Origin of the sequence: Janthinobacterium sp. EB271-G4-7A (genome assembly GCF_020858075.1) — a bacterium.
Classification (GTDB): Bacteria; Pseudomonadota; Gammaproteobacteria; order Burkholderiales; family Burkholderiaceae_D; genus Janthinobacterium; species Janthinobacterium lividum.
The window spans coordinates 1,232,705-1,247,615 of record NZ_JACYMI010000001.1; the positions used below are offsets into that span (position 1 = coordinate 1,232,705).

General features: G+C 65.0%; 16 protein-coding genes. 12 read left to right on the top strand and 4 right to left on the bottom strand.

Annotation, left to right across the window (positions count from 1 at the left end; all coding sequences use genetic code 11):
- Window positions 1-52: 52 nt before the first annotated feature.
- From IGS58_RS05615 to IGS58_RS05640, 6 genes are all read left to right on the top strand, one after another.
- Window positions 53-1,093, top strand: a complete 1,041-nt coding sequence (locus IGS58_RS05615) for a ligase-associated DNA damage response exonuclease (RefSeq protein ID WP_230520844.1) — start codon at window positions 53-55, stop codon at window positions 1,091-1,093.
- Window positions 1,086-2,717 (top strand): ATP-dependent DNA ligase, encoded by a 1,632-nt coding sequence (locus tag IGS58_RS05620; RefSeq protein WP_230520845.1) that lies wholly within the window; start codon window positions 1,086-1,088, stop codon window positions 2,715-2,717. Before IGS58_RS05615 ends, IGS58_RS05620 begins: the two co-directional genes overlap by 8 nt.
- A gap of 7 nt (window positions 2,718-2,724) precedes the next feature.
- On the top strand, window positions 2,725-5,184 hold the full coding sequence (locus IGS58_RS05625; protein ID WP_230520846.1) for a ligase-associated DNA damage response DEXH box helicase: 2,460 nt from the start codon (window positions 2,725-2,727) through the stop codon (window positions 5,182-5,184).
- A complete protein-coding gene (gene pdeM / locus IGS58_RS05630) occupies window positions 5,181-5,855 on the top strand; it encodes a ligase-associated DNA damage response endonuclease PdeM (protein WP_070260304.1) in 675 nt (224 codons plus the stop codon). Before IGS58_RS05625 ends, pdeM begins: the two co-directional genes overlap by 4 nt.
- Before the next feature lie 193 nt (window positions 5,856-6,048).
- Complete coding sequence (locus tag IGS58_RS05635) at window positions 6,049-6,411, top strand: KGG domain-containing protein (RefSeq protein ID WP_070260302.1); 363 nt, start codon at window positions 6,049-6,051, stop codon at window positions 6,409-6,411.
- A 206-nt stretch (window positions 6,412-6,617) separates the two neighbouring features.
- On the top strand, window positions 6,618-6,881 hold the full coding sequence (locus IGS58_RS05640; protein ID WP_034783412.1) for a hypothetical protein: 264 nt from the start codon (window positions 6,618-6,620) through the stop codon (window positions 6,879-6,881).
- 133 nt (window positions 6,882-7,014) lie between these two features.
- Here IGS58_RS05640 and IGS58_RS05645 read toward each other — a convergent pair whose 3' ends face one another.
- Complete coding sequence (locus tag IGS58_RS05645) at window positions 7,015-7,512, bottom strand: pyridoxamine 5'-phosphate oxidase family protein (protein ID WP_070260468.1); 498 nt, start codon at window positions 7,510-7,512, stop codon at window positions 7,015-7,017.
- A gap of 280 nt (window positions 7,513-7,792) precedes the next feature.
- On the opposite strand from IGS58_RS05645, the gene IGS58_RS05650 reads away from it, so the two are divergent.
- The 6 genes from IGS58_RS05650 (at window position 7,793) to IGS58_RS05675 (ending at window position 12,882) form a co-directional block, all read left to right on the top strand.
- A complete protein-coding gene (locus IGS58_RS05650) occupies window positions 7,793-8,446 on the top strand; it encodes a PepSY-associated TM helix domain-containing protein (protein ID WP_230520847.1) in 654 nt (217 codons plus the stop codon).
- Window positions 8,447-8,478: 32 nt separating this feature from the next.
- Window positions 8,479-8,994, top strand: coding sequence for a DUF2271 domain-containing protein (locus tag IGS58_RS05655; RefSeq protein WP_034783417.1), 516 nt, complete (start codon window positions 8,479-8,481; stop codon window positions 8,992-8,994).
- Window positions 8,995-9,004: 10 nt separating this feature from the next.
- Window positions 9,005-9,829 (top strand): DUF4198 domain-containing protein, encoded by an 825-nt coding sequence (locus IGS58_RS05660; RefSeq protein ID WP_034783418.1) that lies wholly within the window; start codon window positions 9,005-9,007, stop codon window positions 9,827-9,829.
- Between the two features lie 26 nt (window positions 9,830-9,855).
- Window positions 9,856-10,884 carry an FAD:protein FMN transferase gene (locus tag IGS58_RS05665; protein ID WP_230520848.1) on the top strand — a complete coding sequence of 343 codons (1,029 nt, stop codon included), beginning with the start codon at window positions 9,856-9,858 and terminating at the stop codon, window positions 10,882-10,884.
- Window positions 10,885-10,896: 12 nt separating this feature from the next.
- Window positions 10,897-12,261, top strand: coding sequence for a sulfite reductase subunit alpha (locus IGS58_RS05670; RefSeq protein WP_230520849.1), 1,365 nt, complete (start codon window positions 10,897-10,899; stop codon window positions 12,259-12,261).
- Window positions 12,262-12,330: 69 nt separating this feature from the next.
- The gene (locus IGS58_RS05675; RefSeq protein ID WP_070260294.1) at window positions 12,331-12,882 is read left to right on the top strand and encodes a glutathione peroxidase; all 552 of its coding nucleotides are present in this window, start codon (window positions 12,331-12,333) and stop codon (window positions 12,880-12,882) included.
- Window positions 12,883-12,885: 3 nt separating this feature from the next.
- Here the strand turns inward: IGS58_RS05675 and IGS58_RS05680 are convergent, their stop codons facing one another.
- The 3 genes from IGS58_RS05680 to hemP form a co-directional block, all read right to left on the bottom strand.
- Entirely contained in the window at window positions 12,886-14,112 is a 1,227-nt protein-coding gene (locus IGS58_RS05680; protein ID WP_151096628.1) for a DUF2325 domain-containing protein, read from the bottom strand.
- Window positions 14,113-14,151: 39 nt separating this feature from the next.
- Complete coding sequence (locus tag IGS58_RS05685) at window positions 14,152-14,478, bottom strand: hypothetical protein (RefSeq protein WP_230520850.1); 327 nt, start codon at window positions 14,476-14,478, stop codon at window positions 14,152-14,154.
- An 85-nt stretch (window positions 14,479-14,563) separates the two neighbouring features.
- The gene (gene hemP, locus IGS58_RS05690) at window positions 14,564-14,761 is read right to left on the bottom strand and encodes a hemin uptake protein HemP (protein WP_034750559.1); all 198 of its coding nucleotides are present in this window, start codon (window positions 14,759-14,761) and stop codon (window positions 14,564-14,566) included.
- Window positions 14,762-14,911: the final 150 nt, after the last annotated feature.

The following is a 14,911-nucleotide window of genomic DNA, read 5'->3' on the forward strand; positions in this document are numbered from 1 at the left end:
CGCGCTAGAATCAGCCCATTCCAACGCGCTTTTTTAACGCAGGGAGCAGGGCATGGCAGATATGGTGGTGGTGCGCAAGGAAGGCTTGTATTGTGTGCCGGGTCAGTTCTACATCGACCCGTGGCGCCCCGTCGAGCGCGCCATCATCACGCACGCGCACGCCGACCATGCGAGAGTCGGACACCGGCATTACCTGTGCGCCGCTCCCGGCGAGCAGGTGCTGCGCGCGCGCATGGGCGCCGTTTCCATCCAGGCACTCGCGTATGGCGACACGATCGAACACCACGGCGTGCAAGTGTCGCTGCATCCGGCCGGCCACGTGCTGGGCTCGGCCCAGGTGCGCATGCAGCATGGCGGTGAAGTGTGGGTGGCGTCCGGCGACTACAAGCTGCAGCCCGACCCCACCTGCGCACCGTTCGAGCCCGTGCGCTGCGATACATTCATCACGGAATCGACCTTCGGCCTGCCCATCTACCGCTGGCAGGCGCCGCAAGAGGTTTATGACGATATCAACCAGTGGTGGCGCAGGAATGCGGCCGAGGGACGCACCAGCGTGCTGTTCTGCTATGCCTTCGGCAAGGCGCAGCGCATCCTGGCGGGACTGGACGCGACCATCGGTCCCATCATCTGCCATGGCGCGGCGCAGGCATTGACGCAGGTCTACCGCGAGTGCGGCGTGGCCTTGCCCGCCACCGTCATGGTCGATGAGGTCACGGACAAGGCGGCCCTGAAGACGGCGCTGGTGATCGCACCGCCGTCGGCCGCCGGCTCGCCGTGGATGAAGCGTTTCGGCGACTACAGCGATGCGTTTGCCAGCGGCTGGATGCTGCTGCGCGGCGCGCGCCGGCGGCGCGGCGTGGACCGGGGTTTTGTCCTGTCCGACCATGCCGACTGGCCCGGCCTGATGCAAGCCATCCGGGCCACGCAGGCTGAACGCATCATCGTCACGCATGGCTCGATTCCCGTGATGGTGCGCTGGCTGCAGCAGAACGGCTGGCAGGCGGGCGGCTTCGAGACGGAATATGGCGACGACGAGGCCGATGACAATGCGCCCGGTGCGTCCACGGCAGCGGAGGACGTCACCCATGCGTGACTTTGCCCGGCTGTACGCGGAACTCGACGAAACCACCTCCACCAGCCGCAAGCTGGCGGCGCTGCAAGCCTATTTTCGCGGCGCCTCGCCCGAAAATGCGGCCTGGGCCGTGTATTTCCTGGCCGGCGGCAAGCCGCGCCAGGCCGTGCCCACCAGGTTGTTGCGCGAGTACGCGACCGAGCGGGCGGGCCTCGATGCCTGGCTGTTCGACGAGGCCTACCACGCCGTGGGCGACCTGGCCGAAACCATCGCCCTGATCCTGCCCGCGCCCGCCAGGCGCAGCGACATCGGCCTGGCCGAGTGGGTCGAGCAGCGCATCGCGCCGTTGCGCGGCGCGGCGCCCGACGCCATCCGCGCCGACTTGCTGGCCTACTGGGACGAGCTGGAAACGCGCGAACGGTTTTTGTTGATCAAACTGATAGGCGGCGGCTTTCGCGTGGGCGTGTCAAAATTGCTGGTGACGCGCGCGCTGGCATCCATCGCGGCCGTCGACAGCAAGCTGATCGCCCAGCGCCTGATGGGCTGGACCGATGGCAAGGTCAGCCCCACGGGTGCGGGCTTTCTCAAACTGATCGCCGCGCAGTCGGAGGGCGAGCATGCGCTGCGCGGCGGCCAGCCTTACCCGTTCTTCCTCGCGCACCCCTTGCAGGCGGGGCCGGAGACGCTGGGCGACATCGGCGACTGGCTGGCCGAATGGAAATACGACGGCATGCGCGCCCAGTTGCTGCGCCGCGAGGGCGTGAACTGGCTGTGGTCGCGCGGCGAGGAATTGATCACGGAGCGCTTTCCCGAACTGGCGCAGCTGGCCTTGCCCGAGGGGACCGTGCTCGATGGCGAAATCCTCATCTGGCAGCCGGGCGACGTGCCTGCGCCATTTGCCGACTTGCAACAACGCATGGGCCGCAAGACTGTGTCACCCAAGCTGCTGACCGAGCTGCCTGCCGTGCTGGTGGCCTACGATGTGCTGGAAATCGATGGCGTCGATGTCCGCCAGCTGCCCCAGCTGGAGCGCCGCGCGCTGCTGGAAACCGTGGTGGCCGGCGTGAATTCTCCCGCGCTGCGCCTGTCGCCGCGCATCGAGGCGGCAAGCTGGGAGGCGCTGGCGGCCATCCGCGCTGAATCGCGGGCGCGCGGCGTGGAAGGCTTGATGCTCAAGGCCGTGTCGGCCGCGTATGGCGTGGGCCGCACGAAGGATGTGGGCACCTGGTGGAAGTGGAAGATCGACCCGTATGCCATCGACGCCGTGCTGATCTACGCCCAGGCGGGCCACGGCCGGCGCGCGTCGCTGTACACGGATTACACCTTTGCCGTGTGGGATGAGGAGGGGGGCGAGGAGCGCAAGCTGGTGCCGTTCGCCAAGGCGTATTCCGGCCTCACGGATGCGGAGATCGGCCAGGTCGATGCCGCCATCCGCAAGACGACGATAGAAAAATTCGGTCCCGTACGCAGCGTGCGGCCGACGATGGTGTTCGAGATCGGTTTTGAAGGCATCGCTGCGTCGAGCCGCCACAAGGCGGGCATCGCCGTGCGCTTTCCCCGCATCCTGCGCCTGCGCGAAGACAAGGCCATCGCCGACGCGGACACGCTGGCCACCCTGAAGGCCATGCTGGCCCAGACCACATGAGCAAGCGATGAGCACGCCGGCGCAGCGCATCGATGCGTGGTTTGTCACGCGCGGCTGGACGGTGTTTCCGTTCCAGCGCGCCGTCTGGCGTGCTGGCGCGCAGGGCCGCTCCGGCCTGCTGCATGCGAGCACGGGTTCCGGCAAGACGTATGCCGTGTGGTTCGGCGCCTTGCTGCGCGCCGGGCGGCTGGCGCGCAAGGGGAGAAAGCAGGGCTTGCGCGTGCTGTGGATCACGCCCATGCGGGCACTGGCCGCCGACACCGTGCGCGCGCTGCAAGGCTCCAGCGCGGAGCTCGCTCCCGGCTGGCGCATCGAGGCGCGCACGGGCGACACGAGCGCCGCGCAGCGGGCGCGGCAGGCGAAGGCCTGGCCCGAGGTGCTCGTCACGACGCCCGAAAGCCTGTCCCTGATGCTGAGCCAGGCGGACGCCCGGGAACGTTTCAGCCTGCTGGAAACCGTGATCGTCGACGAGTGGCACGAATTGATGGGCAGCAAGCGCGGCGTGCAGGTGCAGCTGGCCCTGGCCCGTTTGCGCCGCTGGCAGGAAGACCTGATGACGTGGGGCTTGTCGGCTACCCTGGGCAACTTGCAGCAGGCGCAGGACGTCTTGCTGGGCGAGGAAAACGCCGGCGTGCTGGTGGAAGGTAAAATTAAAAAGCGCATCCTCGTCGACAGCCTGATCCCCGTCAACCCCACGCGCTTTCCCTGGGGCGGCCACCTGGGCATCCAGATGCTGCAGCCCCTGATCGCCGAGATCGAGGGCAGCGCCACCACCCTGGTATTCACCAACACGCGTTCGCAGGCCGAGCTGTGGTACCAGCATTTGCTCGATGCGCGGCCCGACTGGGCGGGACTGATCGCCCTGCACCACGGTTCGCTGGACCGTGAAGTGCGCGAGTGGGTCGAACAGCACCTGAAAACGGGCGAACTGAAAGCCGTCGTGTGCACGTCCAGCCTGGACCTGGGCGTCGATTTTCTGCCCGTAGAACGGGTCTTGCAGGTGGGCAGCGCGAAAGGCATCGCGCGCCTGGTACAGCGGGCCGGGCGCAGCGGCCACGCGCCGGGACGCATCTCGCGCGTCACCCTGGTGCCCACCAACAGCCTGGAATTGCTGGAAGCGGCCGCTGCCCGTGCTGCCTTGGCGCAGGGCCACCTGGAAGCGCGGCCCGTGCCGGACAAGCCGCTCGATGTGCTGGTGCAGCACCTGGTGACGATCGCCCTGGGCGGCGGCTTCCAGTCGGCCCAATTGTATGAGGAAGTGCGCGCCGCCTGGTCGTATCGCCACCTGACCCTGGACGAGTGGCAATGGGCGCTCGACTTCGTTGCGCGCGGCGGGCAAAGCCTGACCGTGTATCCGGAATACCGGCGAGTGCTGCCGGACGATGAGGGCGTGTACCGCGTGCCGGACGTGGCCCTGGCGCGGCGCCACCGCATGAGCATCGGCACCATCGTGTCGGAGGCGGCGATCCAGGTCAAGTTTCTCGGTGGCGCGCGCATCGGCAGCATCGAGGAATCGTTCATCGCGCGCCTGAAGCAGGGCGACCATTTTTTGTTTGGCGGGCGCATCCTGGAATTCGTGCGCGTGCACGAGATGACGGCCTACGTGCGGCGCGCAACAGGCAGCCGCGGCGCCGTGCCGCGCTGGCAGGGCGGCAAGATGCCGCTGTCGTCGGAACTCGCGCATGCCGTGCTGGACCAGTTGCAGCTGGCGCAAGAAGGGAAGGCCAGCGGGCCGGAAATGCGCGCGCTGGCGCCGCTGCTGGCCATCCAGCAGGCATGGTCGAGTTTGCCCACGCGCGCCAGCCTCTTGCTTGAAACCTTGTCCAGCCGCGAAGGCCAGCACCTGTTCGTGTATCCGTTTGCGGGCCGCTCGGTGCACCTGGGCCTGGCGTCGCTGCTGGCGTACCGCATCGCGCGCGTGCAGCCGGCGACCTTGTCGATTGCCGTCAACGATTACGGCTTTGAATTGCTGGGCGCGGACGACATCGATTATGCGCCGCTGTTGACGGCCGCCAGCGGCGCCGATATTGCCCTGTTCAGCACGGACAATCTGCTGGAAGACGTGCTGGCCAGCCTGAACGCGACGGAATTGTCGCAGCGGCGCTTCCGCGAAATCGCCCGCATCGCCGGCCTCGTGTTCCAGGGTTATCCGGGCCAGCCGAAAAGCGCGCGCCAGCTGCAGGCGTCTTCCTCGCTCTTCTTTGAAGTGTTCCGCAAGCACGACGCGGCAAATTTGCTGCTCACGCAGGCGCAGCGCGAAGTGCTGGAACAGGAACTGGAATTGACGCGCTTGCGCGCCACCTTGCGCGAGCTGCACGGCCGGCAGATTTCCCTGCAAGCGCTGGAGCGGGCATCGCCGTTTGCCTTCGGCCTGATGGTCGAGCGCTTCCGCGAACAGCTGACGACGGAAAAGCTGTCGGACCGGGTGGCGCGCCTGGTCAGCGCGCTGGAAAAGGCGGCAGCATGAGCGGCCCGCAGCAAGCGCACTGCGTGGTGGAACTGGCCGGCGAGATCCTGTGGCTGCTGGCGCACAAGGCCGTGTATTGGCCCGCGCGCAGGATGCTGGTCATCGCCGACATCCATTTCGGCAAGGCGGCGGCGTTTCGCGCGCTGGGTGTGCCCGTGCCGCGCGGCACCACCACGCAAAACCTGCTGGCGCTCGACGTCTTGCTGGCCAGTTACGCTTGCGAGGAAATCGTCTTTCTCGGCGATTTTTTGCACGCGCGCGCCGCGCATGGGGCCGCCACCGTGGCCGCCATGCTGGCCTGGCGCGCGCGCCATCCGGACGTGCGACTGACGGTGGTGCGCGGCAACCACGATGCGCATGCGGGCGACCCGGCCGCCGCGCTGGGGATCAGCATGGTCGATGAGCCGCATCAGGTGGGCAATCTGTCGTTCTGCCATCACCCGGACACCGCCGCGCCCGGTTATGTGCTGGCCGGCCACGTGCATCCCGTGTTTCACTTGCGCGCTGAAAGGGGCGGCTTGCGCCTGCCGTGTTTCCTGCTGGGCCAGCATCGCGCCATCCTGCCCTCGTTTGGCGCATTCACGGGCGGCCATGCGGTGCGGCCAGCCGCTGGCGAGCGCGTCTACGTGACGGCCGACGCGGCGATTTTCGCACTACCCGCTAACTGCTGAGTGTCTGGTACTTTTGGTGGAAAACTGAAAGTAACTGCGTTACCGTAGGCGGGACACATCCTACATACGCTCTTGCCATCCTCCTATTTCTTGTGCCCCATGTGCGCACTAAGATGACTGTTCCCTTGCCATGCGAGGGGGAAGAATTGCATGGTTTGCACTGTTTCTGATTCCATCGATCAAGGAGATCATCATGGCCACATCGAGCGACAATAAACAGCAAGGTAGTAAAACCAGTAGCAGTAGCAGCGGCGGCAACAAGCAAAGCGATACCAGCAAACGGGGCTTCGCTTCCATGGACCCCGCCCAGCAGCGCGAAATCGCCAGCGAAGGGGGGCGTGCCGCGCATGAAAAAGGCACGGCGCATGAATTCACCTCGGAAGAGGCCCGCCGCGCAGGCAGCCAAAGTCACAAGAACGATGCCAGCCGGCAAAGCGCAACCAGCTCCAGCGGCTCGCGCGACAATGCCAGCATGAACCAGGAAGGCAACCGCGACAGTGGCAACAAGCAAAGCGGCGGTTCGGGATCGAGCTCGGGGTCGCGCAACAAGCAGTAGTGCAAGTAGTAGTCATGAGCAGTAGCAAGTGATCATGGCCAGCGGCAGGCAGGCACGCCGCTGGCCATGGCCGCATCTGTCCGGCAGCCGCAAAATTTTGATGCAATGCAGCAGGCATGGACTATGATGAATGAGCTGCGCCGGCAATGTGCGATCACCTGGCAATCACCTCGCAGTCAACCGCATCGATGATCAGGGAGAAGATAATGGGCAACTCGAATACGCCGCAACCGGGCAATAGCCAGGGCGGCACGCCATCCACGGCGGGCAGCAAGCAAAGCACGGCCGACTCGGCTGAAAACTTTGTGCTGGTCGATAGCGAGCAAGGTCTCGATATCGGCGATGATCTGTTTTCCATCGGCGAAGTGCGGCGCGCCGACCGCTTGCCCCATCACCAGTCCGGTTCCGCCGGGCAGAGCAGGCAGAGTGCCGACGATGGGCCGGATACCACGGGCAGTACCGGCGTCTGAGCTTCCCTTCTTGACTGTCTGGTAATCCCCGCAGGGCCAGCCGTTGGACGTGTTCGCGCACGCCGGCTGGCCATTTCACCATACGGGGAGTAACGCCGGCTGCTTGCCGGCGCGGGTAACATTGGCGACTCGGCTACAGATCGACCCTGCCGTGTTCGCCCAGGTCCTTCGGCGGCTCGCCCGTAATGGCGGCCTTGGCCATTTCATAGAATTGCATCATCTTGCTGGCGCTGCTATCCCAGTATTCTGCCGACTGGATCGTCACCTTGATCAGCGACAGCTTCGGATCGTCGAGTCCGCCCGGGAACCAGGCTTTGACCAGCGGGTTCCACAATTCCTCCGCCTTGGCGCGGTCCTTCAGCAGCTGCGCGTGGCCGCAGACGGATACATACAGGCTGTCGCCCGTGTCGACAAAGCTGACATTGACTTGTGGATTGTTCAGCAAATCGCGCGTGTAGGCGGCCTCGTCCGAGACAAAGAACCAGATTTGCCCTTCCTTGTCGACCTGCTGCTGCGTCAGCGGCCGGCTGGTGAGGGTGCGCATGTCGTCGCTGGTGGTCAGCATGCCGAATTTGACATCCTTGATCTTGGCCGCGATGCTGGCCAGTTGTTCGCTGGAATACGCTTGCATATTGTGCTCCTGTTTGATTGTCCTGAACAACAGCATAGGCGGGCATGGCTCGCGGCTCTGTACGGCAGCTTACGTAGCGGCGCGCATGGCCCTGTCGTGTTGTGCATGTTTCAAAGCTGTTACAAAACGCTGGCCCGGCGGGGCGCCCCATGTATTGACTTAATAAATGATAATCATTATCATTTGTTTGAAAATGTAGGCATGAACTTTGATTGAAGGATGGGAATGAAGCACACTGACTTGTCGCGCCACCTGGCCCGCTCCTTGCCGGGAGCGCTCGATGGCTAATGCGGGCGCCGCAGACAAGGCCAAGAACAACGCCAGCCGCGCCGTCTGGCTGAAGAACTTGCATCAATGGCACTGGATCAGCTCAGCGCTTTGCTTGCTGGGCATGTTTTTGTTCGCCATCACCGGCATCACCCTGAACCACGCAGGCCAGATCGAATCCAAGCCGGCGATCACGCGCCAGAAGGCGGAGTTGCCGGCACCCCTCGTCACGGAACTGGCCGCGTATGCCGCCAAGCACGATGGTACCAATGCGCCCATGCCGGCCGCCGCCGAAGCTTGGCTCAAGCAGCAATGGTCGCTCAATGCGGGCGGCCGTCCCGCCGAATGGTCGCTCGACGAAGTGTATTTGCCGCTGCCCAAGGCGGGCGGCGATGCCTGGGTGCGCATCGGACTGGAAGACGGGGCCGCCGAATATGAATTGACGGACCGGGGCTGGGTATCCTGGCTCAACGATGTCCACAAGGGCCGCAACACGGGCGTGGCCTGGAGCTGGTTCATCGACATCTTTGCCGGCGCCTGCATCGTGTTTTGCCTGACGGGGCTATTGATTTTGAAGTTCCACGCGGCCAACCGGCCATTTACCTGGCCGATGGTTGGTCTCGGTATCTTGATACCTTGCGCGATCGCCTTGCTGTTTATTCACTGATCGTTTTTATTTTTCCTTTTTACAGGCACACCATGAAATTACGCTACTCCCTGGCGCTTGGCCTTCCCCTGATCGGCACTTCGGCGATGGCGGCCGACCTGGCCCTCAAGATTGAAATCCCGCAACTGAACGTGGCGGAGTACCACCGTCCCTACGTGGCGGCATGGCTGGAAACGGCCGATCAAAAGGTCGTCGGCAATCTGACGGTGCTGTATGACGTGAAAAAGAAGGACAAGGCCGGAGAAAAATGGCTGAAGGACATGCGTCAATGGTGGCGCAAGAGCGGCCGCGACCTGGCCATGCCCGTTGACGGCGTCAGCGGCGCCACGCGTGCGCCGGGCGAACATACCCTGACTTTCCCCGGTGCCAAGGCTTTGCTCGACAAGCTGCCGGCCGGCGAATACCAGGTGGTGGTGGAAGCGGCGCGTGAAGCGGGTGGACGCGAGCTGGTGCGCGTGCCGTTCCAGTGGCCGCTGAAGTCGGCCCAGTCCGTGCCTGCCAAAGGCAAGGAAGAACTCGGCAATGTCGTCGTCCAACTCAAACCATAAGGCGCACATCATGTTCAATCGATTCAACCAATCCCTGATCGCCCTGGCCCTGGCCGGCCTGGCCATGAACGCCCACGCCCACCGCGGCTGGATGGTGCCATCGAGCACGATGGTGGAAAGCAAGGACGCCTGGGTGACGGTGGACGCAGCCGTGTCCGACGGCCTGTTCGAGATCGACCACCAGCCGCTGCGCCTGGACGCGCTGCAAGTCACCGGTCCGGACGGCGCCAAAGTCACGCCGGCGAACACGGTCACGGGCCGTTTGCGCAGCGTTTTCGATGTGAAAATGGAAAAACCTGGCACGTATAAAGCGGCCATCGTGTCGCAAAACGTGATGGGCAGCTACAAGCTCAATGGCGAGCAGAAGCGTTTCCGTGGCAACGAGGAAACGTTCAAGAAGGAAGTGCCGGCTGACGCGCAAGAACTGAAAATCACGCGCACGGCAGCGCGCCTGGAAACCTTCTTCAGCAATGGCGAAACCAGCACGGAAGTGTTCAAGCCGACAGGCGTGGGCCTGGAATTCGTGCCGGTGACGCACCCGAACGACTTGCGCGCCGGCGAGAAAGCCACGTGGCGCTTCCTGGTCGACGGCAAGCCGGCGGCGAACCAGGCCTTCAGCCTCGTGCCAGGCGGCGTGCGCTACCGTGGCGTGCTCGGTGAAATCCGCCAGAGCACGGATGCCAAGGGCGAGATCACGTTTACGGTCCCGGCGGCTGGCATGTACTACCTGAGCAGCACCTGGCCAGCGGCCGCACCGGCCGTGGCCGGCCAGCCGCCAGCCATGCCCGAGCGCCGCATGACGTACGCGGCCACCGTGGAAGTGTTGCCGCAGTAAGCGGCGGCATCGTCACGAGAGCGCCGATGCGCCGGGTCCTGCTGCCGCAGCATATTTCCGATCAGGTCGCGCCGCCCGGCGCCGCGATCCGGGACTTGCGCGGCCTGAGCATGGGTACCAGCTGGTCGGTACGCTTGCTCGAGTCCGTCATGCCGGGACGCGCGGGCAGCGCCGACTTGCAGCAGGGCTTGCAGCAGCAGCTGGATCTGGTGGTGGCGCAAATGAGCCACTGGAGCGACGAGTCCGACCTGGGCCGCTTCAACCGGGCCGAGCCTGGCAGCTGGCACAGCCTGCCCGCCGCGTTTTGCGAGGTGCTGGGCTTTGCCATGCACGTGTCGCAAGCGTCCGGCGGCGCGTACGACCCGGGTGCGGGCGCGCTCGTCAACCTGTGGGGCTTCGGCCCCCGCAACCGTTATGACGAGCCTGGCTTCCTGCCGCCAAAAGACGATACCGTGGCGCTGCTGCTGGCGCAGCGCCAGCGCCGCCGCCTGGAACTCGACTTGCCGGCCCGCCGCGCGCGCCAGCCGGGCGGCTTGCAGCTCGATTTGTCCGCCGTGGCCAAGGGTTACGGCGTGGACCGCCTGGCCCGCTATCTGGAAAGCCAGGGTATCCACCATTACCTGGTGGAAGTGGGCGGCGAGCTGCGCGGCGCTGGCAGCAAGCCCGATGGCCAGCCGTGGTGGGTCATGCTGGAACAGGTCGATAGCGCCGATGCTGCACAGCATCCGGCGGAAATGCTGCTGGCGCTGCACGGCTTGTCCGTGGCGACCTCGGGCGACTACCGGCGTTTCTTCCAGGACGGGACAGTTCGCTTCTCCCACACCATCGATCCGCGCAGCGGCATGCCGATCGCCAATCAACTCGCTTCCGTCACCGTCGTGCATGCCGAATGCATGGCGGCCGATGCCTGGTCGACGGCCCTGACCGTGCTGGGGCCGGAAGCCGGCATGGCGCTGGCCGAAGAGCAGGGCCTGGCCGCGCGCTTCCTGCAGCGCAACGGCGAGGGCTACCACGAAACGCTGAGCAGCCACATGCTGGCCATGCTCGACGAATGAACGATTGATTCCATGATTTTTACGCACGATACGACGCGGCTGGCCTTGCTGGCCGCCCTGTCCCTCAGTTATGCGGGCGTGTGCCTGGCGCCTTGGCTGCGCGCGCGCGCCAAGCGCCGCGCGTCCGACGCCGCCAGGGCGGCGCTGGCCAACAATCCCGCCTGGCTGGTGGCGTACGCGAGCCAGACGGGCAATGCCGAGGAACTGGCCACGCAAACGGCGCAGAGCCTGCAACTGGCCGGCATCCCCGTGCGCCTGTGTGCGCTGGCCGACGTCACGGCCATTGATCTGCAACAAGCCGAGCGGGCCTTGTTCCTGGTCAGCACGTATGGCGAAGGCGACGCACCCGACAATGCGGCCGCCTTCATGGGCCGCCTGATGACGGGCGAGCTGGCGCTGCCGCAATTGCATTATGCCGTGCTGGCCCTGGGCGACCGCAGCTATGGCCATTATTGCGGCTTCGGCCGCGCGCTCGATGCCTGGCTGGCGGCGCAGGGCGGGTCGCGCCTGTTCGAACGCATCGAAGTCGACCGCAGCGCCAGCGCCGCCATCGAGCAATGGTTCCAGCACCTGAGCCACCTGGCCGGCACCAGCGACGCGCCCGACTGGAGCGCCCCCGCTTTTGGCGACTGGCGTTTGACGCAGCGGCGCCACCTCAACCCTGGCAGCGCCGGCGGCGCCATCTACCACGTGGAACTGGCGCCGGTGGCGGGCAGCTTGCCTGACTGGCAATCGGGCGACCTGGTGCAGGTGACCGCCCCGGCCGACCCGTCGCAGCCGCGCGAATACTCGATCGCTTCGATTCCGCATGATGGCGGCGTGCACTTGCTGGTGCGCCAGCATGCGCATCCCGATGGCAGCCTGGGCCTGGCCTCGGGCTGGCTCACGGCGCAAGCCAAGGTCGGCGACGTGGTGCAGCTGCGCCTGCGCCAGCACAAACGTTTCCGCCTGGAAGACAATGCCCGGCGGCCCCTGATTTTAATTGGCAACGGCAGCGGCATCGCCGGCTTGCGCGGCCATCTGAAGAGCCGCGTGCTGGCGGGGCAGCGGCGCAACTGGCTAATCTTTGGCGAGCGCAACCTGGCCCACGATTTCCATTATCGCGATGAAATTGAACAGTGGCACGCCAGCGGCGACTTGCCGCGCCTGGACCTGGCGTTTTCGCGCGACCAGGCGGAGCGGACCTACGTGCAGGACCGCCTGCGCGGCAATGCCGACGAGGTGAAACTGTGGCTGGAACAGGGCGCCGCCATCTACATTTGCGGCAGCCTGGCCGGTATGGCGGGCGGCGTCGACCAGGCCCTGCAAGAGATGCTGGGTCGGCCCGCGCTCGACGCGCTGGCGGCCGAAGGGCGCTACCGGCGCGACGTGTATTGAGTTTTTGACGCCGCCAGCGCGTTCGCGCACACACGGCTATCATGATTGTTTCATCCGAGGAGACACATCATGAGCGACAGCATTTACGACATTCCCTTGCGCCGCATCAATGGCGAACCCACCAGCCTGGACGCCTATCGCGGCAAGGTCGTGCTGGTGGTCAATGTGGCCTCCGCCTGCGGCTTGACGCCGCAGTACGAAGGACTGGAAAAACTCTACGCCGACAAGCAGGCCGAGGGCCTGGTGGTGGCCGGTTTTCCCGCCAATGAATTCGGTGCGCAGGAGCCGGGCACCAATGCCGAGATCGCGGACTTTTGCCGTGGCACGTTTGGCGTGCAATTTCCCATGTTTGAGAAAATCGTCGTCAAGGGTCCGGGCCAGCATCCGCTGTACCAGCGCCTGGTGCAAGAGCAGCCGCGGGCGCAGGAAAAGCCGGGCAGCGATTTCCGCGCCAAGCTGGCCGGTTACGGCATCACGCAGGAGCAGCCGAGCGACGTGTTGTGGAATTTCGAGAAGTTTTTGATCAGCAAGGACGGCAAGGTGGTGGGGCGTTTCGCGCCCGACACCACGACCGATGATGCGATCTTGCGCGAAGCCATCGCGCGCGAGTTGCAGGCCTAGGTTTTAGTCGGAGGCGTCCAGTGCGGCTGGCTCCATCTCGCCACTGACTTCCTGCAAGCCCCGTGCCAGGCTGGAGATGCTGGGGTTGTCGATGAAGACGCAGCGCTTGCCCGTGCGCTTGCAATAATCCTTGACGCGCCAGTAGGCGCTGTGACTGATGCAGCCCGTCTGGCAAATCACCAGGTCGGCCGCCGCCAGGCTCGAATCGAGCAGGTTGGCATTGTCTTCCAGGCCGCCGTCGTGGTGGGCGAATTGCGCGCCGACCCGCTCGATCAGGGCGCGGTAGGTGGCGACATTGCCGCTGCGCCCGCCCACGCACAGGACGCTTTGATCGACCAGGCGGATCGGCATTTTCAGCTTGCCGCCGGTCGGCACTTCCAGCTTCGGTGCCGGTGGCGGCACGGCCGCGCTTGGGCGTGGCTGGGCCTGTTTCAATTCCGCGATTTGCTGGCGCAATTCCTTTTCGCGCTCATCCATTTGCGCCAGGCGTTCGACCAGGCGCGTGCGCGATTCCAGCGCCGGGATGGCGGCCTGCAATTGCGCCAGTTCCGCGCGCAAGCCATCGATCACGCTATCCTTGCCGATGGCCTCGGCACGCGTGCGCAGCAGCACGGCTTCCTGACGCTCCAGCTCACCCGTTTTTTCCATCAGTGCGGCCTGGCTGCGCTGTTGCAGCTTGGCCAGTTCATGCGCCAGGCGCGCGTTTTCTTCCTGCAAGGCCGTAAATTTGCCCATGTCGGCGCGCACGCAGGCGCCGGCCTGGTGCTGGATCATGTGCAAGTCTCTGCACATCTGCTCTTCCAGCTCGGCATCGCAGCGCGGGTGCGTCAGGCCAGCCCAGAAGGCGCCCGACACGTCGCCGTTGGCGACGGCCGTGCGCCACAGTTGCGCTACCTGCTCCGTGGTCTTGGCGCCGCGAAAGCGCAGGATGACGGGAGCGTAGCGGCGTTCGAGTTCCTTTTGCAGCGCTTCGGACAGGCGGTTGCGCGCGCCGCATTCCGTCACGGCGCCCACGTGCACTTCGTAGTCGTCTGCCAGCACGCGCCCGCCCGTCATCTTGCCCACCAGCTTGCGCAGGTAGCCCAATGGCAAGCCCACGCCGACCAGCGGACAATGGCAGGTATGCGACAGTTCCCACAGCCGGCGGCGGCGCGAAGCGAGCGCGGCCGTTTCGGCTCCGTCGCTGGAACAATTGCTGATGACGGGCAAGGACTGGTCTTTGTCACACATGGCGGTATCCTGTTGGGCGGTGGCAGTGTTGAAGAGAAATTATTGCGGCAGGGGCGAGGCAGGGCGCTTGGCGCTCAGCATGCGTGCCAGGCGCTCCAGCAATGTGGTCTTCGGCGGCGCGGGCCGGTGCAGCACCACCAGGGCGGCCCACTGCTGCGACAGCTGCTGGCACGTCGCTTGCAGCACGGGGCCCAGGCTGGGCGAATTCGACAGCACTTGCAGATGGCGTTCGATGACACCGGCCAGTTTCTCGCAGGGACTGCCCGCATGGTAGTGCGACATCAGATGCAGCACGGCCGACAGCAGCAATTCAGGCTGTTGGCCTTGCGGGGAAGGAAACATCGTGGAAGGTCGGTCGTTCGCCATCAAACACTCCTGTGCGGTGGTTTGGCTGGCTGCGCGCACGGAGCGCGACTGGCTGGCGAGTGTGGTGACTGGCTGCCGTGCTGCTTCAGGCAGTCAGGATCAGCTTGTTCAACTGGGTGACGCGCAGACGATAGATCTTGCCGCTGTGCTCAATCTCCACTTCGCGGCCCTGCTGCAGCAGCGCTTCGCTGGTAATGCGGCGCGCCGGCTGGGCCATGCTGACGGGAGGACGGACGTGGGCGGTAGCGGCATCCTGGATCAAGGCTGGTTTTGAGCTTTGCATGTTGGGCTTTCTTTATCTCAGTTGAGAATGATTCGTATTTGCATTATTGTTGAATGTGGCCCGAAAAGCAAGGCTTATTTGTGTGGAATCCGCGCTTTTTTGCGGTGAGATGGCAGCGTGGAAGATGCTGCTGCGCAAAGGTGGCCGCTG

What these genes read in the sequence shown, in the direction of transcription:
- hemP (WP_034750559.1), bottom strand. Translation starts at nt 14,761, where the DNA reads ATGCAAAGCTCAAAACCAGCCTTGATCCAGGATGCCGCTACCGCCCAC.
- IGS58_RS05675 (WP_070260294.1), top strand. Translation starts at nt 12,331, where the DNA reads ATGAGCGACAGCATTTACGACATTCCCTTGCGCCGCATCAATGGCGAA.
- IGS58_RS05645 (WP_070260468.1), bottom strand. Translation starts at nt 7,512, where the DNA reads ATGCAAGCGTATTCCAGCGAACAACTGGCCAGCATCGCGGCCAAGATC.
- IGS58_RS05665 (WP_230520848.1), top strand. Translation starts at nt 9,856, where the DNA reads ATGCGCCGGGTCCTGCTGCCGCAGCATATTTCCGATCAGGTCGCGCCG.
- IGS58_RS05650 (WP_230520847.1), top strand. Translation starts at nt 7,793, where the DNA reads ATGGCTAATGCGGGCGCCGCAGACAAGGCCAAGAACAACGCCAGCCGC.
- IGS58_RS05640 (WP_034783412.1), top strand. Translation starts at nt 6,618, where the DNA reads ATGGGCAACTCGAATACGCCGCAACCGGGCAATAGCCAGGGCGGCACG.
- IGS58_RS05655 (WP_034783417.1), top strand. Translation starts at nt 8,479, where the DNA reads ATGAAATTACGCTACTCCCTGGCGCTTGGCCTTCCCCTGATCGGCACT.
- IGS58_RS05660 (WP_034783418.1), top strand. Translation starts at nt 9,005, where the DNA reads ATGTTCAATCGATTCAACCAATCCCTGATCGCCCTGGCCCTGGCCGGC.
- IGS58_RS05635 (WP_070260302.1), top strand. Translation starts at nt 6,049, where the DNA reads ATGGCCACATCGAGCGACAATAAACAGCAAGGTAGTAAAACCAGTAGC.
- IGS58_RS05685 (WP_230520850.1), bottom strand. Translation starts at nt 14,478, where the DNA reads ATGGCGAACGACCGACCTTCCACGATGTTTCCTTCCCCGCAAGGCCAA.
- IGS58_RS05620 (WP_230520845.1), top strand. Translation starts at nt 1,086, where the DNA reads ATGCGTGACTTTGCCCGGCTGTACGCGGAACTCGACGAAACCACCTCC.
- pdeM (WP_070260304.1), top strand. Translation starts at nt 5,181, where the DNA reads ATGAGCGGCCCGCAGCAAGCGCACTGCGTGGTGGAACTGGCCGGCGAG.
- IGS58_RS05680 (WP_151096628.1), bottom strand. Translation starts at nt 14,112, where the DNA reads ATGTGTGACAAAGACCAGTCCTTGCCCGTCATCAGCAATTGTTCCAGC.
- IGS58_RS05625 (WP_230520846.1), top strand. Translation starts at nt 2,725, where the DNA reads ATGAGCACGCCGGCGCAGCGCATCGATGCGTGGTTTGTCACGCGCGGC.
- IGS58_RS05615 (WP_230520844.1), top strand. Translation starts at nt 53, where the DNA reads ATGGCAGATATGGTGGTGGTGCGCAAGGAAGGCTTGTATTGTGTGCCG.
- IGS58_RS05670 (WP_230520849.1), top strand. Translation starts at nt 10,897, where the DNA reads ATGATTTTTACGCACGATACGACGCGGCTGGCCTTGCTGGCCGCCCTG.